General features: G+C 70.5%; 4 protein-coding genes. All 4 read right to left on the bottom strand.

Annotation, left to right across the window (positions count from 1 at the left end; translation table 11 throughout):
• Positions 1-400 precede the first annotated feature (400 nt).
• The gene (locus WMF12_RS28885) at positions 401-1135 is read right to left on the bottom strand and encodes a DUF7873 family protein (protein ID WP_437850573.1); all 735 of its coding nucleotides are present in this window, start codon (positions 1133-1135) and stop codon (positions 401-403) included.
• 101 nt (positions 1136-1236) lie between these two features.
• The gene (locus WMF12_RS28880; RefSeq protein WP_437850572.1) at positions 1237-7200 is read right to left on the bottom strand and encodes an AAA family ATPase; all 5964 of its coding nucleotides are present in this window, start codon (positions 7198-7200) and stop codon (positions 1237-1239) included.
• A 181-nt stretch (positions 7201-7381) separates the two neighbouring features.
• On the bottom strand, positions 7382-13414 hold the full coding sequence (locus WMF12_RS28875) for an AAA family ATPase (protein WP_437850570.1): 6033 nt from the start codon (positions 13412-13414) through the stop codon (positions 7382-7384).
• 166 nt (positions 13415-13580) lie between these two features.
• Positions 13581-19607, bottom strand: coding sequence for an AAA family ATPase (locus WMF12_RS28870; protein WP_437850568.1), 6027 nt, complete (start codon positions 19605-19607; stop codon positions 13581-13583).
• Positions 19608-19694 lie beyond the last annotated feature (87 nt).

Raw genomic sequence — 19694 nt, 5'->3', positions numbered from 1 at the left:
ATTGAACTACCGGCCATCATGGACCGCGCGCCGGGGCGGGAGCGCCCCGGCGCCGCGCGAGGAGAGGCGACGCCTCACCGCGGCGCGGGCTGGCCAGGCTGGAATTGAACCAGCATCCGACGATTCAAGCCTTCTCCCGTTCGATTGGGTGATCGGCGGCGAATGCTCGAGCCTGGAGTGAGAGCTTGAGACCATTGAACGGGCCGGCGCTGCCTCTTCCGAGCTGGGCTACCCCGCCGCGAGAGAAAATGAGGTGGCGGGGGCAGGATTCGAACCTGCGCTTGGGCGCCGAGCCCATCAAGCTGAGCTTGAGCTTCAACTTGCACTCCGCGGCCACGATATCGCTCCGGCGGCCGCGGCGCAAGCGCGGCCGGGGCAGGGGGCGCGCGTCAGGTGCGCGTCAGGTACCGAAGAGGAACCCGAGGACGGCGGCGCCGACCTTCTGCTCCTCGACCGTCTGGTTGTTCGCCTCCTCGCGGGCGAACTTGACCGCCTTTTGCAGCTTCTCCACGCGATCGAGCAGCTCGTTGATGCGCCGCGCTGGCAGCGCGCCCGAGAACTTGACCGTCTTCCAGTAACCGACGACCACGTCCTCGTGATAGACCTCCACCTGCGCCGGGTGTTTGTCCGTCGCCTCGGCCTTGACGTGGTTGCGGGGGATCTTCTTGGTCCGCGCCGTCTGCACCGGCTCCGTCGCCCAGGAGTCCGCGGAGGGATCGAACGTCCAGCTCTCCGACGCGTCGAGCACCGGCAGCTTCTTGATGAAGGTGTTCATGTCGACGAGCTGCTTCTCCAGGAAGAGCAGGTAAGTCACGGGCGCCCCCGTGAGAAGCACCTTGCCGTCGACGACCACGTCCGCGCGGGCCTTGCAGTTCGCATAGTCCTTGGTGGCCGTGACGTCGAAGAGCTCGCCCAGGATGTCGGCGGTGCTCCGGATGATGTCCTCGGCCTTCGCCTGCACCCTCGTCGCCTCGGGCGGGAGCTGCTCGCCCTCCTCGTCCTTCGACCGGTAGGTGCGCGAGATCCCGGAGAGCAACGCCGGCTTCTGCAGCGCGTGGTGCGCCTCGGTGAGGCGCTGGTGGGAGCGGGCCTTGACGCCCTTCTCGATGGCGATGATCTGGTTCAAGCGAGGCATGGCGGTCTCCTAGGAGGACCACCCTATCAGAGGAGCAAAGCGCCTGTCAGCGCCGTCGCGTGAGCTTGCACAGCGGGGCTCGGGCGCTCCGTTCGCGTCGCTCACCTGGCCGGCGGGGCCGGCGCCGTCTCCGGTCCGGCCGGGCGCAAAGGGAGCTCGACGATGAACGCAGCGCCTGCGCCCGGCGCGCTCTCGACGCGGGTGGTTCCGCCGTGGGAGGCGACGATCCATCGAGCGATGTAGAGGCCGAGGCCGAGACCGCCGAAGTTGCGGACGGAGACGGCTCGCTCGAAGCGCTCGAAGATCCTGGCTTGATCGGCCTCGGCGATGCCCATGCCGTGATCGCGGACGACGAGCAGCGCGCGGTCGTCCTCGCGGCGCACGACGACGTGAATGGGGCCCCCGGCGCCGTACTTCATCGCGTTGGACAGGAGGTTGATGAGGACCTGTTCCATGCGAGAAGGATCCCACTGCCCGACCACGGGCTCGCCCAGCTCGAGCTGGGTGCGGCAGCGGGCGTCGTCGAGCTGCTGGCCCATCCGCTCGACGACCTCGCGCGCGAGCGCCGCGAGATCGACCGTCGCGCGCGCGAGCGTCATGCGCCCGGCGCTCATGCGGGTGACGTCGAGCAGGTCGTTGACCAGGTGTCCGAGCCGCCCGATCTGGCGATCGAGGACCTGGTTCGCGGCGTCGACGCGCTCCGGGGCGATCTCTCCGCGCCGGTAGCGAGGCAGCAGCCGAGCGAGGAGGTGGGCCTGCATCTTCAGCGAGGTGAGGGGGGTGTTGAGCTCGTGGGAGGCGACAAGGAGGAACTCGTCGCGGCGCTCGATCGCCTGCTGGGCCTCGGCGAACAGACGGCTGTTGTCGAGGGCGAGCGCGGCGCGGCTCCCCAGCTCCTCGGCGAGCCACAGGTCGGCAGGGCCGTAACGGCGCCGGGGCGCGGCCGCCAGCAACGTCATGATCCCGAAGCATCGGTCGCGCGCGAGGAGCGGAACCCGGAGGAACGAGTGGACGCCGAGCCGATCGAGGAGGGGCGCAGCGCGGACGTCGCCCACCTCGGGCCGGTAGGACGACGCCGCTGCCAGGGGCCGCAGCGCGTCGGTCACCGCGTCCGCCAGCTCGTCCGGCACGCCTGTGGAGACGGCGTATGCCGGGGCGCCGCGGGCGAGGGCCACGTCGATGATGCACCGGTCGGCCAGCTCGGGCACGGCGAGCTGCGCCACGCTCTCGAGGGTGGCGCTGTAGCCGAGGGCCATCAGCTTGCGGCTCGCCTCGGCCAGGAAGCGCTCCGCCTGCTCGGCCCGCTTGCGCTCGGTGATGTCGGTGGCGATGCCGCAGAGCGCGCCCGGCGCGACGCCCTCGCCGAGCGGGAACTTGATCGCCAGGAAGGTGTGCGGCCCGTCGTCGAGCGCCACCGTCTCCTCCCACTCCATCGGCGCGCCCGTCTCGAGCACCTTCCGGTCGTGCTCGTCGATGACCTCGGCGACCGCCGCAGGCAAGAGATCAGCGTTCGTCTTCCCGAGGATTTCGTGCATCGGCATGCCCAGGAGGCTGCTCACCTTCCGGTTGACGAGGAGATGTCGTCCCGCGCGATCCTTGAGGTAGATGGCCGCGGCGGAGTTGTCGACGATGGCCCGGAGGGTCTTCTGATTGGCCTGGAGGTCCCGCTCCGCCCGGCGCCGCTCGGCGTTTTCCTGCTCGATATCGGCGTAGAGCATGGCGTTCTCGAGCGAGATGGCCGATTGCGAGGCGAGCAGCTCGAGCACGGTGAGCCGCCCTTGGGTGAACGCCCCGGCGACGAGCCCGTTCTCCAGGTAGAGCAGGCCGAGCAGCCGGGCCTGCCGCACGATCGGCAGGCACAGCACCGATCTCGGCCGCTTCCGCGTGAAATACTCGTCCTCGAAGAAGGGGTGTTTGCCGGCGGCGTCGTCGAGCAGCACGCGCTCGTGGGTCCGGCGGACGTAGTTGAGGATGGAATGCGGCAGCGCCGCCGCCTCGCCCGTGTCGAGCACCCGCGCCTCGCCCCCGGAGGCCGCGATCGCCGCGGCCGTCGATAGGCGATCCTCCCGTACCAGGAGCGCAACCCCCTCTCCGGCGCCCGCGTGCTCGACCACGATGCGCAGCAGCGTCTCGAGCAGGCGCGGGAGCTTGAGCTCGCCGGAGATGCTCTGAGAGGCCTTGACGATGGACAGGACGTCGAACTGCTCGGCCCGCACGGCGAAGGTGACGGTGGGGGCGATCGGCTTGCGCTCGATGAGGTGGGGATAGCGCTGGTCGAGCTGCTCCACCTTGGCGTGGGCGCCCCAGCGGAAATAGGCGGCGCGGGCCTCTTGCAGGTAGGCAGCGGCGGGCGTGGCAAGGCCGCGGCCGCGGTAGAACGCCGCGGCAAGCTCGCAGGCGATGGCCTCGTGCTGGACGAAGCCGTTCTCCCGCGCCGACGAGATGGCCCGCTCGTAGCGCCGGATGGCCTCCCCCTCCTGCCCGCGGAGCCGGGCGATCTCGGCGCAGACCAGCGCGTGCTTGTGGAGGAAGTTGTCGGGGCAGTTCCTGGCCCACGCGGCGAGCTGCCGCTCGCAGTCGAGGAGCCCTCCGGGGAGCTCCTTGAGCGGCGACGCCTCGCCGCAGGCGGCGGCGAGCGCGAGCGCGCGATAATGGAAGCTCTCGGCGATCAGCACGTGCGTCAGGGTCTTCCAGTCTTCATCGACGATCACACGCGCCGTCGCCGCGCACGCCTCCTCGGGGAAGCCGAGCACGAACAGCGCTTGGGCCTTCAGGCCGTAGTAAAAGCCGCGCAAGTTTCCCGGAGGGAGCCGCGCCTCGAAGGCCTCCTGACCCAGCTCGGACCCATCCAGCATCGAGAAATGGGCCGGCCTGCCGCGCAGCATCTGGACCATGTGAGGAACGCTGAGGAGGACGTCGTGAACGAGCTCATAACCAGCCTTGCGCACGAAGCCGAGGCGATCCTCGGCCTCGTGGAGGACGTCCTCCAAGGGCTCCCCGCACAGCAGCGGGAACACCGGGCCAAACAGGCAACTGTAACAGGCGCTGTTCCAGTCGCCGCACTCCACTGCGGCGTTGAAGCCGAGGCGCCGATAGAAAAAGGTCTCTCGGTAGTGGCGCGTCCAGTAGACGACCAGGTCCCCGAACAGGCTGAACACCGCGCTCTTGGCGGCGATGGAGGGGCTCCTGTCCGCCAGGTCGTAGGCGAGCTTGCCGAACAGGTAAGCCTCCTTGTATCTCCCGAACCGCGGGCCGAGCACCTTCGCGAAGGCGGTGTACGCGTGGGCGGAGTCCTCGGCGTTACCGTGGCGGAGGCTCAGCTTGACCATGTGCACGACGAGCAGATAGTGCAGGTTCTGGTCCACGAAGAACGCAGCGATGGCCACGCCCCGGAGGACGCTCGTCGCGATCTTGATCTCCGGGTGCGCCATGGAGGGCAGATCGAGCAAGCCCTCGATGGGCCGGTCGCCCAGGATCTCCCAGACGGCCTCGGTCTCCTCTTCGACCTGTGCGTCGGTGATGGGAAGCGACAGCTCGATGTTCCAGGCGCGGAGGCACGAGAGCCCGATCTCCACGGCGCGGGCGCATTGCCCGCGGGTGACGTTCAGCGCGACTTCGAGCTCGACGACCGCGGCTCTGTCGAGCTTGGTCCTCGCGCGATCCATGAGCTCGCCGAGCAGCCGCTCGGCTTCCTCGAAACGGCCTGTGGCGTACGCGGCGTGCGCGCGCTCGAGGCTCAGGTTGTAGGCCAGATCGTACTGCGTCTCCCAGCGGTCCGGCGCGAGCAGGGCGAGGCCGGCGGCGAAGAGGGCGGCGGCGGACTGAAAGCCCGCGGCGCCCTTGGCCTTCCTGCCGGCGCGGAGGTTGAGCGCGGCGAGCTCGTCGCGCTCGGCCTGAGAATGGATGAGCGCGGCGCCGCGGTTGAGGTGGCCGATGATGTCGAAGAGCGAGTCCTCGCGCTCTTCCGGGCTCCGCCCCTTCAAGAGCAGCCCGCCGATCCGGAGGTGCATCTCGGCGAGCTGTCCCGCCGGAATGAGCGAATACGCGGCCTGCTGCACCCGGTCGTGGAGGAACCGATAGGCGTCTCCACGGCAGAGGAGCTGCCCCTCGCGCACGGCCTCCGCGAGCGCCTCGCGGAGCTCTGCCGCCGGCCGGCTCGCGACGAGCGCGAGGGCGTCGAGGTCCACGCTGCTGCCGAGGCACGCGGCGAGCTTGAGCGCGCCCCGCGTCGGTGCCGAGAGCCGCTGCAGCTTGCCCGCCATCAGCTCGACGATGTTGTCGGTGAAGCCCTTGTCGCGGATCGCCGCGACATCCCACCGCCACCCGCCCCGCTCCCCGTCGAAGGCGATGAGCCCTTCCTGGTGCAGCTCGAGGAGGAACTGGAGCACGAAGAACGGGTTGCCGCCGGTCTTCTCGTAGACGAGCCGGGCGAGCGGCTCGACCTGCGCGGCGGCGGCGTGGACCGTCTCGGCGACGAGCGCTCCGACATCGGCGGCGGACAGCGGCTCGAGGACGAGCTCGGAGACGACGGCGCCGCGCTTGCGCGCCTCGGCCAGCGTGAGCGACAGCGGGTGCGCGGGGCCGACCTCGTTGTCGCGGTAGGCGCCGATCAGCAAGAGGTGCGCGGCGTCGGCGTAGGTGGCGAGCTGCTCGAGCAGCTGGAGGCTGCCGGCGTCGGCCCACTGCAGATCGTCGAGGAAGAGCGCCACGGGGTGCTCCTTTGGGGCGCACATCGCGACGAAGCGCTGGAGCGTGGCGTGCAGCCGGCCCTGCGCCTCGGCCGGCGGAAGCTCGGGCACCGGTGGCTGAGGGCCGAGGAGCAGCGCGATCTCGGGGAGCATGTCGGCGAGCAGCCGGCCGTTCTGGCCGAGCGCCTCCCGCAGGCGCTGCCTCCAGCGCTCGAGCTCCTCCTCGCCCACGCACAGGATCTCCTGCAAGAGCTCCCGGAAGGCCTGCAGGAAGGGGAGATACGGGACGTCCCTCTTGAGCTGCTCGAACTTGCCGGAGAGGAAGAAGCCCCGCTCGCGCACGATCGGTCTGTGCAACTCGGCCACGAGCGACGACTTGCCGATGCCCGAGTAGCCCGAGACGAGCACGAGCTCGGGCCGGCCCTGCGCCACCACGCGCTCGAACGCGGCGAGCAGCGCCTCGATCTCGCGCTCGCGGCCGTAGAGCCGCTGCGGGACCTGGAACCGGTCGGAGAGGTCGCGCTGGCCGAGCGGAAAAGCCTGGATAGTGCCCGTCGCCTCGAGCTGCGCGGAGCACTGCTCGAGGTCGTGGCACAGCCCGAGCGCGCTCTGATACCGCTCCTCGGAGGCCTTGGAGAGCAGCTTGAGCACGATCGCGGACACCGCAGGGGGAATCGAGGGGACGATCGCGTGCGGCGGGGGCGGGGTCAGGGCGATGTGGCAATACACCCATTCCACGGGGTCGCTCGCCTGGAAGGGCAAGGTGCCGGTCAGCATCTCGTAGAAGGTGACGCCGAGGGAGTACAGGTCGGTCCGCTCATCGGTGGAGCGGTTCATTCGGCCGGTCTGTTCCGGCGCCATGTACGCGAGCGTCCCCTCGATGAGCCCGCCATGGGAGGGGCGTTGGAGCTCGCGGAGCGAAATGCAGGCGATCCCGAGATCGGTGATCTTCACCTCGCCAGTGTCGGGATTGCAGAGGAGGTTCTGGGGCTTGATGTCCTTGTGGATGACGTGGTGCCGGTGCAGCTCGACGAGCGCGGCAGCGAGGCGCAGGGCGAGGGGGAAGAAGCGATCGAGCGGCATCGGCCCATCGAGGAGCCGGTCGAGCGAGCGGCCGCCGAAGTCCTCCAGGACCAGCGCGACCTGGTCGCCGAACGCCTCGATCGCGTGGGTCTTGACGATGACCGGCGCGTCGAGCGCCCTGGCGACCTCGTGCTCGTGACGCAGCCGCCCGAGGGCGCGCGGGCTCGCGTGATCGCGCCGCAGGACCTTGAGCACGGCCGGCCGGCCGTCCTTCGCGCGCCTGGCTCGGTAGAGGATCGTATCTGCCCCGGTGTGCAGGACCTCCAGCACCAGGTAATGGGAACTCTCAGGCATAGGAAGAACTTCGAAAGCCTGAGCGGCTTCCGAGGCGGGTGAGCGTCGATGAGGACGTTGCCAATAGCGCGGCGCTTCGTCTCGGACAAATGCCGCCGTGTCGGCTCGCCTGCGGCGCCCACGCGCCAGGCCCGCCGGGGGCGAAGGAAGCTGACCTCCCGCAGCGGCTCCCGGTGAAGGTCTACGCCGGTGGGCGCAGGGCACCCTGACCGTCCGTGTCCATGTCCGCTTCCGGCACGTGCAAAGGAAGCTGCACGATGAACGTGGCGCCGACGCCCGGCTCGCTCTTCACGCGGATGGTGCCGCCATGAGAGGCCACAATCCAGCGCACGATGTAGAGCCCGAGGCCGAGCCCGCCGAAGTTCCGGACCGACACCGCGCGCTCGAAGCGCTCGAAGATCCTCTCTTGATCCGACTCCGCGATACCGATGCCGTGGTCCCGGACCGCGAGCAGCGCGCGATCGGCCTGCCCGCGCGCGACGACGTGAATGGGGCTTCCCGCGCCGTACTTCATCGCGTTCGACAGGAGGTTGATGAGGACCTGCTCCACGCGAGACGGATCCCAGCGCCCGATCACAGCCTCGTCCAGATCGAGCCGGACGCTGCAGCGTGCGTCCGCGAGCTGCTGGCCCATCCGCTCGACGACCTCGCGCGCCAGGGCCGCCAGATCGACCGGGGCGCGCACGAGGGTCAGCCGCCCGGCGTTGAGGCGGGTGACGTCGAGCAGCTCGTTGATGAGGTGGCCGAGGCGCGCGATCTGGCGGCTCAGGACCTGGATCGCGGCGTCGATGCGCTCCGGAGCGACCTCGGCGCGCTGGAAGCGGGGCAGGAGGCGGGCGAGGAGGTGGGCCTGCATCGTGAGCGAGGTGAGCGGGGTCTTGAGCTCGTGCGAGGCGACGAGGAGGAACTCGTTCCGGCGCTCGATCGCCTCCTGGGCCTCGGCGAACAGGCGGCTGTTGTCGAGGGCGAGCGCGGCGCGGCTCGCCAGCTCCTGGGCCAGCCACAGGTCGGCGGGACCGTAGCGGCGCCGGGGAGCGGTCGCCAGCAGGGTCATGACGCCGAAGCACCGGTCGCGCGCGAGGAGCGGAGCCCGGAGCAAGGAGTGAACGCCGAGCGGCTCCAGGAGGGGCGCGGCGCGGACGTCGCCCACCTCGGGGCGTTGCAGCGACGCGGCCGAGAGCGGCTGCAGCGCGTCGATCACCGCCCCTGCGAGCTCGGCAGGCACGCCCGCGGCGATCGTGTGTCCCGGGGCGCCGCGAGCGAGGTCCACGTCGATGACACACTGATCGGCCAGCTCGGGCACGGCGAGCGGCGCCACGCTGTCGAGGGTGGCGCCGTAGCCGAGGGCCATGAGCTTGCGGCTCGCCTCGGCGAGGAAACGCTCGGCCAGCTCGGCCCGCCTGCGCTGGGTGATGTCGGTGGAGATGCCGCAGAGCACGCCGGGCATGACCCGCTCGCCGAGCGGGAACTTGACCGACAGGAAGGTGTGCGGCCCGTCGTCCAGCAAGATCTCCTCCTCGCACTGCAGCGGCTCGCCCGCGTCGAGCACCTTCCTGTCGTTGTCACGGAGCACCTCGGCGGTCGAAGCAGGAAAGACCTCGGCGTCGGTCTTTCCGACGAGCTCATGGCGCGGCAGCCCGACGGCGCTCTCCGCGTGGCAGTTGGCGAGCAGATACCGGCCGTCGCGATCCTTGAGGTAGATGGATGCAGCGGAGTTGTCGACGATGGCCTGGAGCGTCTTCTGGTTGGCCTGGAGCTCCCGCTCCGCCCGGCGCCGCTCGGCGTTCTCCTGCTCGATATCGGTATAGAGGATGGCGTTCTCGAGCGAGATGGCCGATTGCGAGGCGAGCAGCTCGAGCACGGTGAGCCGCCCGGGCGTGAACGCCCCGGTGATGAGCCTGTTCTCCAGGTAGAGCAGGCCGAGCAGCCGCGCCTGCCGCACGATCGGGAGGCACAGCACCGATCCCGGCCCCCTCTGCCTGAAATAGTCGTCCTCCGAGAACGGGTGCCGCCCGGCGGCGTCGTCGAGCAGCACGCGCTCGTGGCTCCGGCGAACGTAGTTGAGGACCGACTGCGGCAGCGCGGTCGCCGCCGCTTCGCCCGCGTCGAGCAGCCGCGCCGCGCCCCCGGACGCGGCGATCGCCGCCGCGATCGACAGGCGATCCTCCCGGACCAGGAGCACGACCCCCTCTCCGGCGCCCGCGTGCTCGACCACGATGCGCAGGAGCATCTCGAGCAGGCGCGGGAGCTTGAGCTCGCCGGAGATGCTCTGAGAGGCGGTGACCACCGACAGGACATCGAACTGCTCGGCCCGCACGGCGAAGGTGACGGTGGGCGCGATCGGCTGGTGCGGGGCGAGGTAGGGGTAGCGCTGGTCGAGCTGCTCCACCTTGGCGTGGGCGCCCCAGCGAAAATAGCCGGCGCGGGCCTCTCGCAGGTAGGCGTCGGCGGACGTGAAGAGGCCGCGCGCGCGGTAGAACCCCGCGGCGAGCTCGCAGGCGATGGCCTCGTGCTGGACGAAGCCGTTCTCCCGCGCCGAGGAGATGGCTTGCTCGTAGAGCCGCATCGCCCGCGGTTCCTGCCCGCGGAGCCGGGCGATCTCGGCGCGGACCAGGGCGTGCTTGTGAAGGAAGTTCTCGGGGCAGCTGCTGGCCCACGCGCCGAGCTGCCGCTCGCACTCGAGCAGCTCCTCGGGGGGGTCCCCCCGCGGGGCGGGCCGCGCCTCATGAGCCTCGCTGGAGAGGGCCGCGAGCGAGAGCGCGAGGTAATAGGAGCTCTCGGCGATGATGACGTTCGACTCGACCCTGGTGGGGTGCTCGGCGCGCCCGCGGGTCACCGCGGCGAACGCCGCTCCGGGAGGGCCGATCAGGAAGCGCGCCTGCGCCTTCAAGTTGTAATAGATGGCGCGGACGAGCGGAGGATTCCCCTCCTCCAGCGACGCCTCGAAGGCCGGCAGATCGAGCTCCGAGCCGTCCAGGGTCGAGAGGCGCACCGGCCTCCCGCGCAGCGCCTGGATCATGGCGGAGATGCCGAGGAGGACGCAGTGCGGTAATGCGTAACCGGCCCTGTGCACGAAGCCGAGGCGCTCTTCGACCGCGCGGAGCACGTCCTCCAGCGGCTCCCCGGAGAACAGCGGGAATATCTCGGCCCACATGCAGTTGTAGCACGCGTCGTTCAGGTTGCCGGACTCGACGGCGGCGCTGAACCCGTCGCGCGTGTACGGATACGTCTCTCGGTAATGGCGCGTCCAGAAGACGATATGCTGTCCAAACATGGTGAGCACCACCGATTTCGTGGTGAGGAGGCCGCTCCTCTGCGCCAGGTCGTGACCGAGCTTGCCGAACAGATATCCTTCCTGGTATCGCCCGTACCTCGGGCCGATCACCCTCGCGAAGAAGGTGTACGCGTGAGGGGAGGTCTCGGCGTTGCCGTGGCGCAGGCTGAGCTGGACCATGCGCAGGACGACGAGGTAGTGCAGGTTCGCGTCCATGAAGAACGCGGGGAGGGACACCCCCTTCAGCACGCCCATCGCGCTCTCGATCTCCGGATTCGTCATCCGGGGCAGGTGGATCAGGTCCGCGATCGCGCGATCGCCCAGGCCCCGCCAGACGTGCTCGGTCTCCTCGTCGACCTGTGCGTCGCTGGGGCCGAGCGGAAGTGCGATGTCGCAGGCTCGGAGCCACCCGAGCCCGATCTCCACCGCGCGAGCGTCTCGCCCTCGGGTGACGTTCAGCGCGACGGCGAGCTCGACGGCGGCGGCCGTCTCGGTCCTGGTCCTCGCCCGATCCATGAGCTCTTCGAGGAGCCGCTCGGCCTCGTCGAAGCCGCCGGTGATGTACGCGACGTGCGCGCGCTCGAAGGTCAGATCGTACGTCAGCTCGTGCCGCGTCTCCCAGCGGCATGGCGCCAGCAGGGAGAGGCCCGCGGCGAGGAGCGCGGCGGCGGCCTCGTAGGCCGCGGCGGCCTTGGCCTTCTTGCCGGCGCGGAGGTTCAGCGCGGCGAGATCGTCTCGCTCCACCTGGGAGCGGAGGAGCGCGGCGCCGCGGTTGAGGTGGCCGACGAGGTCGAAGAGCGACTCGTCGCGCTCGTAGGCGCGCTGCGCCTTCACGAGCAGCTGGCCGATGCAGAGGTGCACCTCGGCGAGCTGCTCGGCCGGGATGAGCGAATACGCGGCCTGTTGCACCCGGTCATGGAGGAAGCGATAACCAGAGCTCCGTCGGAGGAGCAGCCCCTCCCGCACGGCCTCCTCGAGCGCGCCGCGGAGCGCTTCCGCCGACCTTCGCGCGACGATCGCGAGGGTGTCGAGGTCCAGGCTGCTGCCGAGGCAGGCGGCGAGCTTGAGCGCGTCCCGCGCCGGGAGGGAGAGCCGCTTGAGCTTGCCCACCATCAGCTCGACGACGTTGTCGGTGAACCCCTTGTCGTGGATGGCGGCGATGTCCCATCGCCATACGCGCTGCTCGGCGTCGAAGGTGATGAGGCCTTCCTGGTGCAGCTCGAAGAGGAACTGGAGGACGAAGAAGGGGTTGCCGCCGGTCTTCTCGTAGACGAGCCGCGAGAGCGGCTCGACCTCCTCGGTTCGGGCGTGGACCGCCTCGGCGACGAGCGCCCCGACGTGGGCGGCGGAGAGCGGCGCGAGGACGAGCTCGGAGACGGCGGCGCCGCGCTTCTGCACCTCGGCCAGGGTGAGCCGGAGCGGGTGCGCGGGGCCGACCTCGTTGTCGCGGTAGGCGCCGATCAGCAGGAGGTGCTCGGACCCGGCGTAGGTGGCGAGCTGCTCGAGCAAGAGGAGGCTGGCCGCGTCGGCCCATTGCAGGTCGTCGAGGAAGAGCACCATGGGGTGCTCGTCCCGGGCGCACGCCGCGACGAAGCGCTGGAGCGCCGCGTGAAGCCGGCCCTGCGCCTCGGTGGGCGGGAGCTCGGGCACGGGCGGCTGCGGGCCGAGGAGGAGCGTGAGCTCGGGGAGCACGTCGGCGAGCAGACCGCCATCCTGGCCGAGGGCCTCGCGGAGGCGCTCTCGCCAGCGCTCGAGCTGCTCCTCGCTCGCGCACAGGATCTCCTGCAAGAGCGCCCGGAACGCTTGAAGGAAAGGGAGATAAGGGACATCGCGCTTCAGCTGCTCGAACTTGCCGGAGAGGAAGAAGCCGCGCTCGCGCACGACGGGCCTGTGCAGCTCGGCGACGAGCGATGACTTGCCGATGCCCGAGTAACCCGACACGAGCGCGAGCTCGGGCCGGCCATTCGAGACCACGCGCTCGAACGCGGCGAGCAGCGCCTCGATCTCGCGCTCGCGGCCGTAGAGCCGCTGCGGGACCCGGAACCGGTCGGAGAGGTCGCGCTGGCCGAGCGGGAACGGCTCGATGGCGCCGGTCGCCCGCAGCTGGGAAAAGCACCGGTCGAGGTCGTGGCGCAGGCCGAGCGCGCTCTGGTACCGCTCCTCGGCGGCCTTGGAGAGCAGCTTGAGCACGACCGCCGACAGGAGCGGGGGAATCGAGGGGACGAGCGCCTGCGGCGGCTGCGGCGCCTGGGCGATGTGGCAATGCACCCACTCGACGGGATCGCTGGCCTGGAACGGCAGGGCGCCCGTCAGTATCTCGTAAAAGGTGACGCCGAGGGAGTACAGGTCGGTCCGCTCGTCGATCCAGCGGTTCATCCGGCCTGTCTGCTCCGGCGCCATGTAGGCGAGCGTGCCCTCGATGAGCCTGTCGCGGGCGAGGTCCTGGGACTCGCGGGGCAGCAGGCACGCGATGCCGAGGTCGGTGATCTTCACCTCCCCGGTGTCGGGGTTGCAGAGCAGGTTCTGGGGCTTGATGTCCTTGTGGATGATGCGATGGCGGTGCAGCTCGGCCAGCGCGTCGGTCAGGCGGAGGGCGAGGGGGAAGAAGCGCTCGATCGACATCGGGCGCATCGGGCGCGTGGGCCCGTCGCCATCGAGCAGCTGGTCGAGCGAGCGGCCGCCGAAGTCCTCCAGGACCAGCGCCACCTGATCGCCGAACACCTCGATCGCGCGGGCCTTGACCACGGCCGTCGTGTCGAGCGCCCTGGCGAGCTCGTGCTCGTGGTGCAGCCGGCCGAGGGCGCGCGGGCTCGCGTGGTCGCGCCGCAGGACCTTGAGCACCACCGGCCGGCCGTCCTCCGCGCGCCGCGCTCGGTAGAGGATCGTCTCTGCACCTTGGTGCAGGACCCCCACCACGAGGTAACGCGGACTTTCTGGCATAGGCAAGATCGTCGGCAGCCGGAGCGGCCTCCGAGGCGTCGGCGTCTGGCCTGATGGTGCCAAAAGCGCCGTGCTTCGCCACGGGAAATGGCGGCATGCCCTCGCGCCGGCTCGCCTGCAGAGCGCATGCACCGGTCGCCCCGGGGGCCCCCTGTGAACGTCGATTCTATGTCGATGAGAGGGAGGTGCCCTGGCCGTCCGTCTCCGCCTCCGCCGCATGCAAAGGGAGCTCGACGATGAACGTGGCGCCCGCGCCCGGCTTGCTCTCGACGCGGATGGTGCCGCCGTGGGAGGTGACGATCCACCGCACGATGTAGAGGCCGAGGCCGAGGCCGCCGAAGTTGCGGACGGAGACGGCGCGCTCGAAGCGCTCGAAGATCCTGGCCTGATCGGCCTGCGCGATGCCGATGCCGTGGTCGCGGACGACGAGCAGCGCGCGGCCTTCCAGGCCGCGCACGACGACGTGAATGGGGGCCCCCGCGCCGTACTTGATCGCGTTGGACAGGAGGTTGATGAGGACCTGCTCCATGCGAGAAGCATCCCAGTCCCCGATCACGGGCCCTTCCAGCTCGAGCTGGGTGCGGCAGCGGGCGTCGGTGAGCTGCTGGTGCATCCGCTCGACGACCTCGCGCGTCAGGGCCGCCAGGTCGAGGGGGGCGCGCGCGAGGGTGAGCCGGCCGGCGTTGAGGCGGGTGACGTCGAGCAGCTCATTGATCAGGTGGGCAAGGCGCCCGATCTGGCGGCTCAGGACCTGGATCGCGGCGTCGATGCGCTCGGGAGCGACCTCGGCGCGCTGCAAGCGAGGCAGGAGCCGGGCGAGGAGGTGAGCCTGCATCTTGAGCGACGTGAGCGGGGTCTTGAGCTCGTGCGATGCGACGAGGAGGAACTCGTCGCGGCGCTCGATGGCCTCCTGGGCCTCGGTGAACAGGCGGCTGTTGTCGAGGGTGAGGGCGGCGCGGCTCGCCAGCTCCTGGGCCAGCCACAGGTCGGCGGGGCCGTAGCTGCGCCGTGGCGCGGTCGCCAGCAAGGTCATGACGCCGAAGCACCGGTCGCGCGCGAGGAGCGGAGCCCGGAGCAAGGAGTGAACGCCGAGCCGCTCCAGGAGGGGCGCGGCGCGGACGTCGCCCACCTCGGGGCGTTGCAGCGACGCGGCCGAGAGCGGCTGCAGCGCGTCGATCACCGCCCCTGCGAGCTCGGCGGGCACTCCTGCGGTGGCCGTGCGCTCCGGAGCGTCCGGATCGAGGCGCACGTCGACGACGCACTGGTCGGCCAGCTCGGGCACGGCGAGCTGAGCGACGCTCTCGAGGGTGGCGCCGTAGCCGAGGGCCATGAGCTTGCGGCTCGCCTCGGCGAGGAAACGCTCGGCCAGCTCGGTCCGCTTGCGCTGGGTGATGTCGGTGGAGACGCCGCAGATCACGCCGGGCATCACGTCCTCGCCGAGCGGGAACTTGACCGACAGGTAGGTGTGCGGTCCGTCCTCCATGATCAACTCTTCCTCGAACTCGAGCGCCTCGCCCCTGTCGAGCACCTGCCGGTCGTGCGCGTCCAGCGCCTCGGCGCGCGCGGCAGGCAGGAGCTCGGCGCTTGTCTTTCCGATGATCTGATCGAGCGGCCTGCCGAGGGCGCGGCTCACCCCGCGGTTGGCGAGCAGGTGCCGGCCGTCGCGATCCTTGAGGAAGATGGCCGCGGCGGAGTTGTCGATGATGGCCTGCAGCGTGGCCTGGCTCTCGCGGAGCTCGCGCTCCGCCCGGCGCCGCTCGGCGTTCTCCTGCTCGATATCGGCGTAGAGCATGGCGTTTTCGAGCGAGATGGCCGACTGCGACGCGAGCAGCTCGAGCACGGTGAGCCGCCCAGGGGTGAACGCCCCCGCCACGAGCCGGTTCTCCAGGTAGAGCACGCCGAGCAGCCGCGCCTGGCGCACGATGGGCATGCACAGCACCGACCTCGGCTTCTTCCGCGTGAAATATTCCTCTTCGAGGAAAGGATGCCTCCCGGCGGCGTCGTCGAGCAGCACGCGCTCGTGGCTGCGGCGAACGTAGTTGAGGATGGACTGCGGCAGCGCGGCCGCCGCGGCCTCGCCCGCGTCGAGCAGCCGCGCGGCGCCCCCGGACGCGGCGATCGCCGCTGCGGTCGACAGGCGATCTCCTCGGGCCAGGAGCACGTAGCCTTCCTCGGCGCCCGCGTGCTCGATCACCGTGCGCAGGAGCATCTCCAGCAGGCGCGGGAGCTTGAGCTCTCCGGAGATGCTCTGAGAGGCCTTGACGACGGACAGGACGTCGAACTGCTCGGCGCGGACGGCGAAGGTGACGGTGGGGGCGATCGGCTTTCGCTCGACGAGGAAGGGATACCGCTGGTCGAGCTGCTCGACCTTGGCGTGGGCGCCCCAGCGGAAGTAGGCGGCGCGCGCCTTCTGGATGTGGGCGTCGGCGGCCGTGGTGAGGCCGCGCGCGCGGTAAAACGCCGCGGCGAGCTCGCAGGCGATGGCCTCGTGCTGGACGAAGCCGTTCTCGCGCGCCGCCGACGCGGCCCGCTCGTAGAGCCGGGCCGCCTCCGGTTCCTGCCCGCGGAGCCGGGCGATCTCGGCGCGGACCAGGGCGTGCTTGTGGAGGTAGTTGTCGGGGCCGTTCCTGGCCCACTCGCCGAGCTGCCGCTCGCAGTCGAGCAGCCCGTCCGGCAGCTCCCGCTCTGGCGACGGCGGCGCCTCGTGCGGGCTGCGCGCGTCGTGCGCCTCGTCGTCGTCGACGAGCGCCGCGAGCGCGAGCGCGTGATAATAGAAGTCCTCCGCCACGAGCGCGTGCGGTTCGCTCCTCCAGGGCCTGTCGACGATCACCCGGCGCGTCGCCTCGCACGCCTCCCCGGGGGAGCCGAGCAAGAACAGCCCCTGGGCCTTCAGGCTGCAGTAGAAGCTGAGCACGCCGCCCATGTCCCCGGGAGGCAGCCGCGCCTCGAACGCGCCGGGATCCAGCTCGGATCCATCCATCATCGGGAGTCGGGCCGGCCTGCCTCGCAGCGCCTGGACCAGCGCGTAGGCGCTCAGGAGGATGTTGTAGACGAACTCGTATCCGGTCTTGCGCACGAAGCGGAGGTGCTCCTCGACCTCGCGGAGGACGTCCTCCAGCGGCTCGCCCGCGAGCAGCGGGAACAGCGGGGCCCAGATGCAGAGGAAGCACGCGTTGTTCTGGTCGCCGGCCTCGAGCGCCGCGTTGAAGCCGGCCCGCGTGTACGGATACGTCTCTCTGTAGTGGCGCCTCCAGAAGATGATCTGATTGCCGAACAAAGAAAACACCATGGCCTTGATGGCGAGGAGGTTGTCCCTCTCCACCAGGTCGTGGCCGAGCTTGCCGAACAGGTATCCCTCCTGGTATCGCCCGTACATCGGGCCGACCGCCTTCGCGAAGGCCGCATACGCGTGAGGGGAGCTCGCGGCATTGCCGTGCTGCAGGCTGAGCTTCACCATGCGCACGACGACGAGGTAGTTCAGGTCCGGGTGCACGAAGTACGTGGGGACAGACACGCTCGCCAGGACGCTCATCGCGATCTTGCACGGCGGGTGCGTCATGGGAGGCAGGTGGATCAGGCTCTCGATCGCCCGGTCGCCCAGGGCCTGCCAGACGCCCTCGGTCTCCTCCGCGAGCCGCGCTCCGGTGAGCGGGACCGACAGGTCGACGTCGCAGGAGCGGAGGAACGAGAACCCGATCTCCACCGCGCGGGCGGCCTGCCCGCGGGTCACGCTCAGGGCGATGGCGAGCTCGACGGCCGCGGCTCGCTCGGCCTCGGTGCTCGCGTGATCCATGAGCTCTTGCAGCAGCCGCTCGGCCTCGTCGAAGCCGCCGGTGATGTACGCGGCGTGCGCGCGCTCGAAGGTCAGGTCGTAGGTCAGCTCGTGCCGCGCCTCCCAGCAGCTTGGCGCGAGCAGGGAGAGGCCCGCGGCGAAGAGCGCGGCGGCCGACTGGAAGGCCGCTGCGGCCTTGGCCTTCCTGCCGGCGCGGAGGTTCAGCGCGGCGAGCTGGTCGCGCTCGGCCTGGGAACGGATGAGCGCGGCGCCGCGGTTCAGGTGCCCCACGACGTCGAAGAGCGCCTCCTCGCGCTCGTCCGCGCGCTGGCCCTTCAGGAGCAGCCGGCCGATGCAGAGGTGCACCTCGGCGAGCTGTCCGGCGGGGATGAGCGCGTGGGCGGCCTGCTGCACCCGGTCATGGAGGAAGCGGTAGCCCGAGTCCCGGCGGAGCAGCAGCCCCTCGCGCACGGCCTCGGCGAGCGCCTCGCCGAGCTCGGCTGCAGGGCGGCTCGCGACCAGCGCGAGGGTGTCGAGGTCCAGGCTGGCGCCGAGGCACGCGGCGAGCTTGAGCGCGTCCTGCGTCGGGACGGGGAGCCGCTTCAGCTTGCCCACCATCAGATCGACGACGTTGTCGGTGAAGCCCTTGCCGCGGATCGCGGCGATGTCCCAGCGAAAGGCGCCCGCCTTCGCGTCGAAGGCGATGAGGCCCTCCTGGTGCAGCTCGAAGAGGAACTGGATCGCGAAGAAGGGATTGCCGCCGGTCTTCTCGTGGACGAGCCGTGAGAGCGGCTCGGCGCGCTCGGCCGCGGCGTGGACCGCCCCCGCGACGAGCGCCCCGACGTCGGAGGCGGAGAGCGGTGCGAGCACGAGGTCGCTGAAGGTCGCGCCGCGCTTCCGCGCGTCGGCCAGCATGAGCGGCAGCGGGTGCGCCGGGCCGACCTCGTTGTCGCGATAAGCGCCGATGAGCAGGAGGTGCTCGGTCTCGGTGTAGGTGATGAGCTGCTCGAGCAGCTGGAGGCTGCCGGCGTCGGCCCACTGGAGATCGTCGAGGAAGAGCACCATGGGGTGCTCCTTCTGGACGCACGCCGCCACGAAGCGCTGGAGCGCCGCGTGGAACCGGTGCCGGGCCTCGACGCCCGGGAGCTCCGGCACGGGCGGCTGCGGGCCGAGGAGCAGCGCGAGCTCGGGGAGCACGCCGGCGAGCAACGCGCTGGTCGCGCCGACGGCCTCCCGGAGGCGCTCTCGCCAGCGCTCGAGCTCCTCGTCGCTCACGCCCAGGATCTCCCGCAAGAGCGCCCGGAACGCCTGGAGGAAGGCGTGGTAAGGGACGTCGCGCCTCAGCTGCTCGAACTTGCCGGAGAGGAAGAAGCCCCGCTCGCGCACCACCGGCCCGCGCAGCTCGGCCACGAGCGACGACTTGCCGACGCCCGAGTAGCCCGACACGAGCACGAGCTCGGGGCGGCCGCTCGCGACCACGCGCTCGAACGCGGCGAGCAGGGCCCCTAGCTCGCGCTCGCGGCCGTAGAGCCGCTGCGGGATCTGGAACCGATCGGAGAGATCGCGCTCACCGAGCGGGAAGGGCGGAATCTCCCCGCTCGCTTGCCACCTGGCGAAGCACTCGTCGAGGTCGCGCTGCAGGCCGAGCGCGCTCTGGTAGCGATCCTCGGCGGACTTGGAGAGCAGCTTGAGGACGACCGCCGACAGCTGCGGAGGAATCGAGGGGACGAGCGCGTGGGGTGGGGATGGGTGGAGGGCGACGTGGCAATACACCCATTCCACGGGATCGCTCGCCTGGAAGGGCAAGGCGCCGGTCAGCAGCTCGTAGAAGGTGACGCCGAGGGAGTACAGGTCGGTCCGCTCATCGGTGGAGCGGTTCATCCGGCCCGTCTGCTCGGGCGCCATGTACGCCAGCGTCCCGGCGATGAGCCCGTCGTGGGAGGCGTCGTGGCATTCGCGGGGCGAGAGGCAGGCGATCCCGAGATCGGTGATCTTCACCTCCCCGGTGTCGGGGTTGTAGAGCAGGTTCTGGGGCTTGATGTCCCTGTGGATGACGTGGTGTCGATGCAGCTCGGCGAGCGCGCCGGTCAGGCGGAGAGCGAGGGGGAAGAAGCGCTCGATCGGCGTCGGCCCCTGGATGAACCGGTCGAGCGAGCGGCCGCCGAAGTCCTCGAGGACCAGCGCCATCTGGTCCCGGAACGCATCGATCCCGTGGGCCTTGACGATGGCCGTCGAGTCGAGCGCCCTGGCGACGTCGTGCTCGTGGCGCAGCCGCCCGAGGGCGCGGGGGCTCGCGTGGTCGCGCCGCAGGACCTTGAGCACCACCGGCCGGCCGTCCTCCTCGCGCCGGGCTCGGTAGAGGATCGTCTCGGGCCCGTCGTGCAGGACCTCGATCACGAGGTAGCGTGGACTATCGGCCATAGGCGGATCTTCGAAGGCCAGTGCGGCGGCCTCCGAGGCGTCGAGCGTCGGTGCATGTTGCCAAAACCGCCGCGCTCCGCCATGGAA

The organism is Sorangium sp. So ce363, from assembly GCF_051520435.1.
Classification (GTDB): Bacteria; Myxococcota_A; Polyangia; order Polyangiales; family Polyangiaceae; genus Sorangium; species Sorangium cellulosum_B.
Note: the sequence above shows the minus strand (reverse complement) of the source record. Positions and strands in the feature narration are given on the sequence as shown.